This window comes from Rhodococcus sp. P3_B8 (assembly GCF_056402775.1).
The window spans coordinates 1-11,673 of the sequence record NZ_JBFUGT010000202.1 but is presented as its reverse complement, the minus strand read 5'-3'; the positions used below and the strand labels follow the sequence as shown (position 1 = coordinate 11,673).

General features: G+C 66.7%; 12 protein-coding genes and 2 pseudogenes. 8 read left to right on the top strand and 6 right to left on the bottom strand.

The genetic code is table 11. The annotated features are described in order from the left end of the window. From AC1D1G_RS33180 to AC1D1G_RS33170, 3 genes are all read left to right on the top strand, one after another. The coding region (locus AC1D1G_RS33180; protein ID WP_477955393.1) for a serine hydrolase at positions 1-382 on the top strand (382 nt) is incomplete at its 5' end. A gap of 116 nt (positions 383-498) precedes the next feature. Beyond that, positions 499-1,545, top strand: coding sequence for a sigma-70 family RNA polymerase sigma factor (locus tag AC1D1G_RS33175; protein WP_477955392.1), 1,047 nt, complete (start codon positions 499-501; stop codon positions 1,543-1,545). A gap of 155 nt (positions 1,546-1,700) precedes the next feature. Further along, a complete protein-coding gene (locus AC1D1G_RS33170) occupies positions 1,701-2,087 on the top strand; it encodes a hypothetical protein (protein ID WP_105421643.1) in 387 nt (128 codons plus the stop codon). An 11-nt stretch (positions 2,088-2,098) separates the two neighbouring features. Here AC1D1G_RS33170 and AC1D1G_RS33165 read toward each other — a convergent pair whose 3' ends face one another. Then, on the bottom strand, positions 2,099-3,025 hold the full coding sequence (locus AC1D1G_RS33165; RefSeq protein WP_477955394.1) for an LLM class F420-dependent oxidoreductase: 927 nt from the start codon (positions 3,023-3,025) through the stop codon (positions 2,099-2,101). Between the two features lie 177 nt (positions 3,026-3,202). On the opposite strand from AC1D1G_RS33165, the gene AC1D1G_RS33160 reads away from it, so the two are divergent. Further along, the gene (locus tag AC1D1G_RS33160; RefSeq protein WP_283332514.1) at positions 3,203-3,703 is read left to right on the top strand and encodes a DoxX family protein; all 501 of its coding nucleotides are present in this window, start codon (positions 3,203-3,205) and stop codon (positions 3,701-3,703) included. A 347-nt stretch (positions 3,704-4,050) separates the two neighbouring features. Here AC1D1G_RS33160 and AC1D1G_RS33155 read toward each other — a convergent pair whose 3' ends face one another. The 4 genes from AC1D1G_RS33155 to AC1D1G_RS33140 all read right to left on the bottom strand — a co-directional run bounded on the left by AC1D1G_RS33155 (position 4,051) and on the right by AC1D1G_RS33140 (position 8,472). Continuing rightward, positions 4,051-4,368 carry a chorismate mutase gene (locus AC1D1G_RS33155; RefSeq protein WP_283352767.1) on the bottom strand — a complete coding sequence of 106 codons (318 nt, stop codon included), beginning with the start codon at positions 4,366-4,368 and terminating at the stop codon, positions 4,051-4,053. A gap of 116 nt (positions 4,369-4,484) precedes the next feature. Then, complete coding sequence (locus AC1D1G_RS33150) at positions 4,485-5,888, bottom strand: phenylacetate--CoA ligase family protein (RefSeq protein ID WP_477955391.1); 1,404 nt, start codon at positions 5,886-5,888, stop codon at positions 4,485-4,487. Between the two features lie 165 nt (positions 5,889-6,053). Further along, on the bottom strand, positions 6,054-6,785 hold the full coding sequence (locus AC1D1G_RS33145) for a hypothetical protein (protein ID WP_477955390.1): 732 nt from the start codon (positions 6,783-6,785) through the stop codon (positions 6,054-6,056). An 82-nt stretch (positions 6,786-6,867) separates the two neighbouring features. Next, positions 6,868-8,472, bottom strand: coding sequence for an AMP-binding protein (locus AC1D1G_RS33140; protein WP_477955389.1), 1,605 nt, complete (start codon positions 8,470-8,472; stop codon positions 6,868-6,870). A gap of 192 nt (positions 8,473-8,664) precedes the next feature. Between AC1D1G_RS33140 and AC1D1G_RS33135 the strand changes: the two are divergent. From AC1D1G_RS33135 to AC1D1G_RS33120, 4 genes and pseudogenes are all read left to right on the top strand, one after another. Continuing rightward, a pseudogene (locus tag AC1D1G_RS33135) lies at positions 8,665-8,787 on the top strand (LuxR C-terminal-related transcriptional regulator); the annotation flags it as partial. A 483-nt stretch (positions 8,788-9,270) separates the two neighbouring features. Next, positions 9,271-9,978, top strand: a complete 708-nt coding sequence (locus AC1D1G_RS33130; protein ID WP_477955388.1) for a transglycosylase family protein — start codon at positions 9,271-9,273, stop codon at positions 9,976-9,978. A gap of 67 nt (positions 9,979-10,045) precedes the next feature. Next, complete coding sequence (locus AC1D1G_RS33125) at positions 10,046-10,333, top strand: hypothetical protein (RefSeq protein WP_280784471.1); 288 nt, start codon at positions 10,046-10,048, stop codon at positions 10,331-10,333. A gap of 130 nt (positions 10,334-10,463) precedes the next feature. Continuing rightward, positions 10,464-11,300: an HpcH/HpaI aldolase/citrate lyase family protein gene (locus tag AC1D1G_RS33120; RefSeq protein WP_477955387.1), complete on the top strand. Its 837-nt coding sequence runs from the start codon at positions 10,464-10,466 to the stop codon at positions 11,298-11,300. Here the strand turns inward: AC1D1G_RS33120 and AC1D1G_RS33115 are convergent. Continuing rightward, positions 11,279-11,673, bottom strand: a pseudogene (locus AC1D1G_RS33115) (MFS transporter); the annotation flags it as partial. The gene AC1D1G_RS33120 and the pseudogene AC1D1G_RS33115 sit on opposite strands and share 22 nt — an antisense overlap.

Sequence of the window (11,673 nt, the reverse complement as noted above, 5' to 3'; positions counted from 1 at the left end):
CTCCACGGCAGACGACCTGGCCACGTGGATCCGGGCCCTGGTGTCGGGCAATGTCCTGAATCCCGAGTACCAGCAGCAATGGCTCCACAGCCTGCAACCCGAGGATCCGAGCGCACCCGACGGGCAGCAATACGGGTACGGCATCAGCTATCAGCGTTTCGGGCCGAATGCGTCGATGTATTACCACGGCGGTGAGCTGCCGGGTTTCAACTCGTTCATCGGCTACGACCCGGACAACGACGTCACGCTGGTGATCTGGACGAATCTGACCCTGTCACCCGAGGGCAAGACCACGGCGAACGCTATGCTCCCCACCGTTCTCGACGAGGTCTACGCCGGGATGTCGCTGGCGCCCACACAGGCCCCGACCACCACCAGGTGATGCGGTGCGCTGAGCCACGGTCCGATGCTAGAGATCGACCGCGGGGGCCCGTCTACCGCGGGCAGGTCTCGTCGGTCGCCGGTGCGGCCGCCGGCGGTCGGGCAGAATCGTCCCTTGTGACCGACATGTCCGCACGAACACCCGGCGCGGCAGACGCCGAGGATGCCGACCTGGCCAGGGCGCGCGACGGAGACGATGCCGCGTTCACCCGCCTCGTCGGACCGTTGCGCCGCGAACTGCACGCGCATTGTTACCGCATGCTCGGATCCAGCCACGACGCCGACGACGCTCTGCAGGATGCCCTGCTGCGGGCGTGGCGCGGTTTTGCTCGGTTCGAAGGTCGCAGCACGCTGCGCTCCTGGCTGTATACCGTCGCGACGCGCACGTGCCTGGACGCCGTCGAATCGCGCGGTAGGCGGGCGCTACCCGTCGACCTGGGTCCGTCCAGTGATCGTGCTGTCATCGGTGACGTCCCGCTCACGGACGTGGCGTGGCTGGGGCCCTACGCCGACGCGGATCTGACCGCCGGTTCGGCGGGGCCGGCCGCACGCTACGAGCAACGCGAGGCTGTCGAATTGGCATTCGTTGCGGCACTGCAACATCTGCCGGGCAATCAGCGGGCGGCCCTGCTGCTCTTCGAAGTCTTGGGCTTCTCCGCCGCCGAGATCGCCGACACCATGGACACGTCGAGGGCGTCGGTCAACAGCGCGCTGCAGCGGGCACGGGCGATCGTCGCCGAGAAGATTCCGCCGGTGACGCAGGCGCAATCTTTGCGAGAGATCGACGACACGCGTCTGCGTGCCATCGTCGCCGGGTACTCCACCGCATTGGAACGCGGTGACGCCGACGCCCTCGTTGCCCTGCTGACGGAGGATGTCACCTGGTCGATGCCGCCGATGGCGCACTGGTACCGCGGTCTCGACGCGGTCACCGATTTCGCGGTCCGGGTCCCGCTCACGGGGTGCGGTTCGTGGCGTCACCTCCCGGTCTGTGCGAACGGTCAGCCCGCCGTCGCCTTCTACCTGTGGGACGAAGACGCCGGCACTCACCTGCGCTGGTCGATCACCGTGCTGACCCTGCGCGGCACCAAGATCGCGGACCTGACCTCGTTCCTCGGGCCGGAGCATTTCGACCCCTTCGGTTTGCCCGAATCGCTGCCCTGATTGGGGGCCGGATGCCATCGTGCGCCGTTCGTCGGCACCCCTGCGGGCGGGCGATCGCCGAGGTAGTCTTCCGATGCCGCGGTTTCGCCACCGATGATGCAGCCGCAGGTTACAGTCGGAACCGGTTTTTCCTTCTTCAGCAGGGTGGGATCGCGATGAACTTGATCAAGAAATCGGCAGCGTCGGTCCTCGTCGCAGCGACGGTGACACTCGGGGCGGGTACGGCCCACGCCGACCCAGTCCTACCGAACACGGGAACGCCTGCACTGGCGATCCCCGGCAGGCACGAGGTCGACAAGCAGAAGGCGCTCGAGAACATGCTCAACGAGCTCGGCGTCGGCTGGGCCAACGGGGGAGCGGCCGGGACGGCGATCGGCGCGCTCATGGGTCTCGGCGTCGGATGTATCTCGATGTTCCCCGGCAGTCTCGCCGGTTGCATCATCGGCACACCGATCGGGGCGATCACCGGCGCGATCGTCGGTATCGGACAGGGCAACCCCCGGGCGCAGCAGGCCATCCAGGAATACATCAACACACCGTGAGTCGTTGTCCGTCAACTCTGTTCGCGGAGTTGACGGATCACGGGCGCGAACAGCTCCAGATACGGTTCGTGGACGGTGATGTACGAGAAACCGTAGCGCTCCCGATGGCGTCGAAGTTGCTCTGCCATCTCCTCCACGGTTCCCACGAGGACATACGGGGTGTCGAGGACGTCGTCGACCGTCATCGTCCCACCGAGCTGGTCCGCGATCTCATTGGCCGCGGCCCGGCGGTCGTCCGTCTCGACGACCATCTGGACCAGTAGATGCCACTCGATGTCTTCGGCTCTCGCTCCGGCGTGTGTCCGTACGAAGCGAATTCGTTCGGCGGTCTCGTCCGCGGTGGCGAGGCGAAAGGTGCCCGGCGGTCGGCCCGGGATCTGAAATGCCCCCGCGACGCCGACGATGTCTGCGTGGGCCGCTGCGATCCGCAGCACCCGGTCGCCGGTGCCGCCGATGATCAGCGGCGGGCCCGAGCCGCCGAATCCGCGCCGCTGCAACGGTCGTGGCAGGGCGCGGCCCTCGGGTAGTTCGTCGAGATCCCCGGTGAAGAAGGTGCGTAGGTCATCGACCATCTCGGACAACTGTGCGACCCGTCCGCCGAGGGCTTTCCATTCGATACCCGCAGCGTCGAACTCCCACTTCATGTGTCCGGCACCGAGTCCGATGTCGAGCCTTCCGTCGGTGAGGACGTCCGTCGTCGCGATCTCGCGGGCGAGTAGGGCGGCATTCCAGAACGGTGCGTTGAGCACCAGCGTTCCGACACGTAAGCAGGTGGCGTCGGCGACGGCCACCATCAGCGGAAAGGGGGCCGGGGCGCCGAGATGGTCCGCGGCGAACACCGTGTCGTAGCCGGCGCTCTCGCCGAGTCGACATCGGTCGAGAAGGGCGTCGCGGGATTCGAAGCCGAAGATGTTGAACGAGAATCGGAAATCACGCATGGACTTCACGATGCACCCGAAGTGGCTCGGCCGGTGACCGAATGCGGTGAGTGAATCCCGGGACCGCACGACGATGAATGTGATGCTCGCCACAATTAGGTCAGTTTTCCCACGTGACTGTGTCCCATACGCGTGGTAGCGCAGAGATTAGGGCAGGCATGCCTTATCTTCTGCGATGTGACAACTAAGAGCATTTCACGCCTTCACGGCCCCAGCGTCGACTACGCCATCGCGGCTTTTCGTGTGGTTATCGGCTTCCTGTTCTTCTGCCACGGCACGTCGACCTTGTTCGCGTGGCCGACTGCACCTCATGGAGGGCACACCGCAGCGGTAGGCGCCTGGCCGAGTTGGTGGGGCGCAGTCATCCAACTCGTCTGTGGCGCCGCGTTGTTCCTCGGCCTGGGGACGCGCTTCGCCGCGTTCATTGCCTCGGGTTCGATGGCGTACGCCTACTTCTGGAGTCATCAGCCGGACGGCGTCCTCCCCATCCAGAACAACGGTGAGCTCTCCGCCATCTTCTGCTGGGCCCTGTTCCTGATGATCTTCCTCGGCGCCGGCGCTCTCTCGCTCGATCGCCTCATTGCTCGCGGTGGGCGCACGGCGCAGTCGGACAACGGCGACGACGGCACCGCCGGCGAACAAGGACCGACCACCGAATTGCGTGAGGTGAACGCCTGAACTGCTTCTCGTGGGCCGGGGCGGTGACCGTCATCCCCGGAGGTGAGGTAGGCATCGACCGCGTGCTGGAGGCGGTCGAGGGGGGCACCGAACGCACTGAAGTCGCCCCGTCGCTGGGCGTCGCGGAGCTGTTCGAGTGCCGCCTTCAGCTCGACAGCCGCGGTCGCATCCGCCGTCGGCGGGTCCGGTGTGGTGATGCCGCCGACATCGGGTGGGGGCGCTTGCGGTGACGCGGCCGGATCCGGCGCACCCGGATTGCGCTGGACAGGCGAACAGTGCCCAGCGTCACGACGACTGCTGGGCACTGCTCTCGTGCTCGGTATCGACCGAGGTGAGAATGGGTGGGGCTACCGAGTTCGGTACGTCGACGAGAAGGGTGGCCTCGCCAGCCGGAGCAATTCCAGGGCCAGCAGCGAGCCGCGGGGGCCCAGCTCGTCCTGATAGCGGCGGATCACGTCCGTATCGCCGCCGAGCGCGACCATCGGCGCTCCGGACTCGACCCGGGTTCGGGCCGCGAGCTGCGCGAGAGCGAGACGGCGATTGACCGCGTCCAGGATCTCCGCGTCGAGGCGAGCGATCTCGGCGTGAACGCGATTCAGATCTGTGGCGGCAGGTAATGCGCCCGCAGCGTTTTCGGTGACCGCCCCGAAATCCGTGTCCGTCATCGTTGCTCCTCGACTGGGTGATCGTGTACCACCATCGTCGGACCCGAGTGGCCGTGACGACAGACACCCTGGGGTGCAGATCGTCGACCCCTTGCCTTCCGCGAGGCATTTGCGGACTATCGCAGTGCGATGAACCGCTGCAGTTTCCCGCTCGTGAGATGACGCTGCAGATGGTCGACCACTTCGATCCGGACCTGCGGATCGGCCACACCTTGCAGGCGCAATGCCGCCGTGACAGCCGACGTCAGGGCGGCGACGTCGGGTTCGCCGACCGCGAAGATCTCCGCTCCGTCGACGGTCTGTCGGACCTGGTACTCGGAAATACGCGGATCTGCACCGAGGACGTAGCGAAAAGTGCTTGCGGGCACGATCGTGGTTCCGTACCGGAAATCGTCGTCGCGGCGCCCACCGATGTCCGCGACGCGCGCGAACGCGCTTCCGCACGCGCACCTACCGGGCAGCAATGTGACCTGGTCTCCGAGGTCGTACCGGATGAAGGGAAACGTGCGGTTGGCCAGACCCGTCGCGAGGGTTCGCGCCGCAGGCGCATCGGCTGCGACCGGAGCACCACTGTCATCGACACGCTCGAGCACAACCTCGTCCTCGCACACGTGCAGGCCCTCGCCGTATCCGCAACCCACGGCCTGAACGCCGATCTCGGTCGACCCCCAGAGGTTGTGGATCGGCACCGACCAGGCGTCGCGGATGGCTTGCCGGTCCTCCTCCAGCAGGGGTTCGGAGTTTGTGCTCACGCGCACAGGACTGATCTCCAGATCACCCGCCACCGCGGCTCGGGCAAGTCGCCCGATGACCGTCGCGTAGCCCACCAGATGCGTGGGCCGGGCAGCGGCCACCACGGCGACGATCTCGTCGAACGGTGCGCCCGCCGGGATCACGACGGTCTCCATGCTCGGTGCGGTCGGCACATCGAACAGTGGTGTGCTCGCATGCGGGGGGACACCGGCCGCCAGCACCGCCAGCCGCGCGGGAGACCGCACCGACGACGCCCGCCGTTCCTCGCGCGCCTGTACCCGCCAGGCGAGGCACGCCGCCGAAACGTAGAACTGCCAATCCCAGACGTAGACGCCCCGGACACCACTGGACCCACCCGAGCTGAAGATCTGCTCGTCGCCCGACGTGTACGAAAACCATTGCTGCTCGGCCAGAATCCGTTCGGCACGTTCGCGATCGAGGTCGCGCACCGTGACGATCGCATCCCACTCGTCCTGAGCGTCCCGCTTCGTCATCATCGGCAGCGTTGCCAGGTCGGTGAGCGAGGCCGAGGACGGATCGAGACCACGAAGTCTCCGGGCGTGAAATGGCGACCGCTCGCGTGCGTGCGCGAGGAGGGCCCGCAGCCGGTCGGTTCGGTAGCGCTCGATCTGATCTCTCGACCAATCCAGGCGTCCCATGTGATCCTCGAGGGCGGCCTGAACCGCACTCACCTGGCCGGCGCGCACACGCGCGTACGCCGCGTGCTCCGCGTCGTCCGAAGCACCTCCGGGAACCGATCGGGCCATGACGCCCTCCGCATCACAATGGTCCGGCGCAGCACGTTCGTACGTACCCCTCCGAGTTTTGCACAGCGCCGCACCGGCCGTCATGCACGTGCGCGAACCCAGCTCGGTCGCGTCCATCGGCGCCCGCGGCCCGGGGCAGGTCTCGTCGTATCGAGCGAGCGTCCTTCAGAGTTCAGCGGACGGTGCGCGTTCGGCGGTGCGAACCTTTCCCAGGAGCCGCTTCAGTGTTCGGGAGTCCCTCCACCCGAACGATGTGCGGTCTGTGGCGCGGCGGTGGAGCATGTCGAAGATTCGTGCGGGGACGACCACCTGGTGTCTCGCCGCACTTGCCACGACCTCGATGACCGCGCGGTGGGGCCGGTCGTCCTCGAGCGCGAAGCCCGCATCGTCCAGCGCCCCGGGAGGCAGTGCCGGCCGAAATGCCGAGATCACCTCGTATGCAAAGGCGTTGAAATCTTCCCTGCCGAAGGCGTTCGTGAGGGTGACCGTGGCGACGGAACCGAGCAGTTCGCTCTCGCGGGCCAACCGGGGGAGTTGCCGTTCCCAGCCGGGCGTCGAGGTGATGCCCGCTCCGGCGACCACGCCGACCGCGCCGAGGGCTCGAACGTGGTCGATCCACCCGTGCGGGGGCTCGACCACGCCCTCGAAGAAGACGTCCGTGTCGTCCTCGATCAACAGGGTGCGCCCGTCGACCGAACGCAACGACAGCACCGGCGAGGTCACGCCGTCGACGCCGTCGAAGACGGGGCTGGGATCCCGCCATCCGCGCCCCGCCAACCTTCGCAGCAGGGGTTGTCGCATGCCGGGTTCGACGCTGTAGTCGAGCGCCACCATCGGTGTGACCCGGTGGCCCGCTGCGTGGTAGATGGCGATCGCGTCGACTCCTGGTTCCCCCATGGATCGTTACGATGCCACATAAAAAATCCGACTGGAAGGTTTTGTTCTCCGTTTTCGCGCCCACGCGCTTCCTGCGAGACAGTCAATTCGAGTTTCGAAGTTCGAATTTGAGGACCTTCCCGGTCGGGGTGCGGGGGAGTTCGAGGGGAAAGACGATCTCATCGGGCACCTTGAACTTCGCGATACGCCCACGGGTGTGCTCGACGAGTTCCTCAGCCGTGACCGTGGCCCCCTTCCTCACAACGACGAATGCCTTGGGCCGCTCGCCCCACTTGGGATGTGGGACACCGATGACCGCGACGTCGAGTACGGCGGGATGCGTTATCAATGCCTGCTCCACCTCGATGGTCGAGATGTTCTCGCCGCCGGAGATGACGATGTCCTTCGCGCGGTCCTTGAGCTGGATGTAGCCGTCCGGGTGCAAGACGCCGAGATCGCCCGTGTGGAACCAGCCGCCCGCGAAGGCTTCCGCCGTGGCCTCCGGGTTGCGGTAGTAGCCGAGCATGACGTTGTTGCCGCGCAGCACAATCTCGCCCATGGTCTCGCCGTCGGCGGGGACGTCGTTCATCTGCGCGTCGACGACGCGGGCGTTCTCTGCCTGCACCATGCCCACGCCCTGCCGGGACAGCAGGGACGCGCGTTCCTCGGCGGTGCGCTCGCTCCACGACTCCTGGTACTCGCAAATCGTGTACGGCCCGTAGACCTCGGTCAGCCCGTACACATGGACGACCGTGACGCCGATCGCCTCCAACTGGGCGATCACCGTCGGTGACGGCGGCGCCGCKGCGGTGGTGATCCGCAGGGCGTCAACCGGATGTGCCTGGGGCGCTTCGGCAATTGTGGAGCACACGGCGGGAGCGCCGCACAGGTGAGTGACCCCGAGGGTGTCGATGGCGTCCCAGATCGCGTCGGCACGCACCGCGCGCAGGCAGATGTGCGTGCCGGCGGCCTGCGTGACCGCCCACGGGGTGCACCAGCCGTTGCAGTGGAACATCGGCAGCGTCCACAGGTATTTGGTGGATCCGGTGAAGCCGTTGTGGAACGTTTCGCCGAGGGAATTGAGATAGGCGCCGCGGTGCGTGTACATCACGCCCTTCGGTTTCCCGGTGGTTCCGGACGTGTAATTGATCGCGATCACCTGCTGTTCGTCATCGACACCCCAGTGCAGCGGGATGTCGTCCACGGCGTGTGCGTCCGCGAGGAAGTCGGCGTACATCCCGGTCGCGATCCCCTCCGGGACTACCGGCCGCGCGATCGTTGAGTCGGGAATCTCGATTACCTCGCGCAGGCTCGGGACGGTGTCGCGGGCGGTCGCGACGGATCCCACGAGTTCGGAGTCAACGAACAGCAGGCTCGTCCCGGAGTGCTCGAGGATGTACTCCAGTTCACGGCCCGCCAGCCGCCAGTTCAGCGCGATGAAGATGCCACCTGCGAGGGGCACCGCGAAGTGGGCGAACAGCATCTCGGGGGTGTTCGGGCACAGGAACGCAACGCGGTCGCCGGGCTCGATCCGGCTCCGCAGGGCCCGGGCGAGTCTCTCGACCTCGTCGCCGAACTCGCGATAGCTGTAGCGGCGGTCGCCGTGAATGACGGCGACCCGATCCGGGAATACCGTCGCCGAGCGCTCCAGGAAGCGCAGCGGACTGAGCGGTGTGTGGTTCGCGGGCGAGAGGGTCGGTCCGGACACTGGGAACCTCCGAGATGTGGTGAAGGTGCTCTGACGGGCGATACCCGCCCAAGACGACGTTATGGAACATCACTCCGGCACCGCTACCCTCCGAGGTGGGATGCCGAAGCGGTGCTGCGCCCGATCGGGGTTTCAGGACTACTCGAACTCGCGGCCGATCACGCACGGGGTGAGAACGACACCCTGGCGCACGAGCGGCTGTCGCTGAGCGCCGAGACCGTCAGGTCGTACATGCGCAATCTGATGGGCAAGTCGGAGGTGCGCAGCAGGCAGGAAGCTGTCGTGGAAGCCTGGCGACAGGGTTTGCTTCCCTGACCCGTCACCGTTTCGGTGAATGATGTCGAGATACCTTGCTGTCGAAGCCTGTTCATCTCGTTCGGATCGGGGCCCGGCGGCGTCTGCCGCCATGACTGCGGGCCGCGGAGGGCTCGTCGCACCGGGCCGTGTCGAAATCGAGACCACGCCGCAGAGCGGGAACGGGTGAGCCGCTGGGGCATTCGGCTACCCGTCAGATGTATTACGGAATTGTCACGACATGACGTCGAAACGGTAACGAAACCTCAGAACAGCACAATTTTCACTCGCGTTTCTCAATAGTCGAACATCCGTACCTTGTTCATGCCGTGTGAATTTCGGGAGGAGGCCACGTTCGGGGGCCCGCCGCTGCAGATCTGCCGACGCGGGTTCGTAATCCCGACACCTTCGAGGCGCGGGACGAGGCACCGAAAGGGACGGCCGACAACCGAGGCGTTGTCGCCGGCACGCCGCGTCCGCACGCGCGGAGAGGATTGAGCCAGCATGACCACTCGCAACATGGAGAAACACACCCTCGGCTGGATCGCCCTGATCGGCGCGGTCGTCACCGTTCTGCTCGGGCTGGGCGCCGGAACCGCCGGAGGCGCCCCGCACGACTGGGAAGAAGTCGCCGAGTGCGAAAGCGGCGGCGACTGGACCACCGACACCGGAAACGGGTTCTACGGCGGACTGCAGTTCACACCGGAAACCTGGAAAGCCAACGGTGGAACGGGAGTGGCCTCGGAAGCCAGCCAGGCCGAGCAGATCCGGGTCGCCGAGAACGTCCTGAAGACCCAGGGCCCCGGCGCATGGCCCGTGTGCGGACAGTATCTGAAAAAGGGCGGCACAGCGCCCGTCGAGGTACCCCACACCACGCCTGCACCTGCACCTGCACCTGCCATTGAAATTCCTGAGCCTGTCGAAACTCCTGACCTTGTCGAGACGCCGGATGTTGTCGAGACGCCGGATGTTGTCGAGACGCCGGATGTTGTCGAGACGCCGGATGTTGTCGAGACGCCGGATGTTGTCGAGACGCCGGATGTTGTCGGGACCCCGGATGTTGTCGAAGCGCCTGCGACCGTCGACGATTCCGCCGCGGTGAAGGCGGCGGTGAAGGCGGCGGCCCAGGAAGCGCTGAACAGCGCGCGTGAACTTGCCGAGCAGAGCGGGTCGGGTCAGGTGTTCGAGGAGCGGGCGTCGGCTCCCCGGTAACGTCCGACGGTTCTTGTGCGAACTAATCACACAGAACTGTCGTGTCGTCGCCTACGAAGGAGATCTCGTGCAGAAGAAGTCCGCTCGGCGTTCCGCAGCATTGGTCGGGATACTGTCCGCACCCCTCGTCCTCGGAGCCACCGTCGGTGCCGGAACCGCGAGTGCGGAACCCTGGCACGTCGGCCCCGTCTACCGGGCCGAGACGTCCGGTGAAGGCGCGGAGTACTTCTGCGGGAAGGCCGCGGCTCTCGAACAGACGTCGGGAGTCGTGATCGTGCCGTGCACGTTCGATGAACCGACCAACGTCTGGTACCGCGTCGTCTTCAACCCGGCCTCCTGGGGCTTCGACTTCTGAGGCGGACTGCCGGGATGTGAGGCGCACCTGACGAAGCGGTGACCGGACACCGTCTGCGCACTCCGCTTCGTCGAGTGCGTCGCCTACCGGCCGCGCGCAGACTTCTCGGTATGGCCGAGGGAAGAACAGAATGAGTGTCGAGACAGCCCAGCGCAGTGAGGTCGGCGTCGCAATGGCGCGAAGTTGGCTTTTGGTTCCTGCAGTCGGGAGCGAGGTCCTCGCGGCGGCGGCTGCGTCCGGCGCCGACTCGCTGATCATCGACCTCGAGGACGGTTTGCCATTCGCTGCGAAAGACGAGGGGCGGGCCTGCACCGCCGAGTGGCTCGCACGGAATGCAGGTTGGGTGCGGATCAACGACGCGACCACCCCGCACTGGCAGCGCGACCTCGACGCGATCCGCGGTCTGCCCGGACTGCGCGGGCTGATGCTGTCGAAAACCGAATCGCCCGAACAGGTACGGGACACCGCTGAAGAGATTCCCGGTGTTCCGGTGGTCGCCCTCGTCGAGTCCGCGGCCGCGATCGTGGCAGCCGAGGACATCGCTCGCACCGCTCCCGTCTCTCGACTCGCGTTCGGCATCGGCGACTACTGCCGCGACACCGGTGCCGGGCGAACCCCGATGGCGTTGGCGTACGCCCGATCCCGGCTCGTCAATGCGAGCAGGGCGGCCCGGATCGGAGCCCCGATCGACGGACCGACACTGTCGCTCGACGCCGAGGCCGTACGGGACGACACGCGTTTGGGCCGTGAGATGGGGATGACCGGAAAACTGACCCTCGCTACTGAGCAGGTGCCGGTGATCAACACCGCGTTGGCACCCGACTCGAACGATATCTCCTGGGCCGAAACGACGATCGCGCGTCTGGGTGCGGACGGCAGTCGTGTTACCCACGGCGGGCATCCGCCGCAACTCGCCCGCGCCCACGACATTCTGCGTCGCGCAACTCACTTCGCGTCGCGGACGTAGGGCGGTCCGGCGTCCTCGCGCTCGGCTTGCCGGGTCGCGCGGTACGCGGTGAACACGCCGGCCGCCGCGATGACGCCGAGGCCGAGGAAGAGCAGTCGTGCGGAGGCGAGGGCCGAGGGCGCACCGAGATTGACCAGCACACCGGCGACCGCTGACCCCACGGCCATAGCGATCAACTCGACCGTGTTGAGCCCGGCCGCGGCCTTCGCTCCCTCCTGCTCGTCGTCGGTGCTCCGCATGGCGGCGACCATCAGGTGCGGGAAGGCGAGGCCGATTCCGGCACCTGCGGCGGCCAGGGCGCCCGCCCACAGAATCACCGTGACCGGTCCGGCGTCGTCACGCCAGAGGGCCGCCGTGAGGAGCAGGCCGGCGG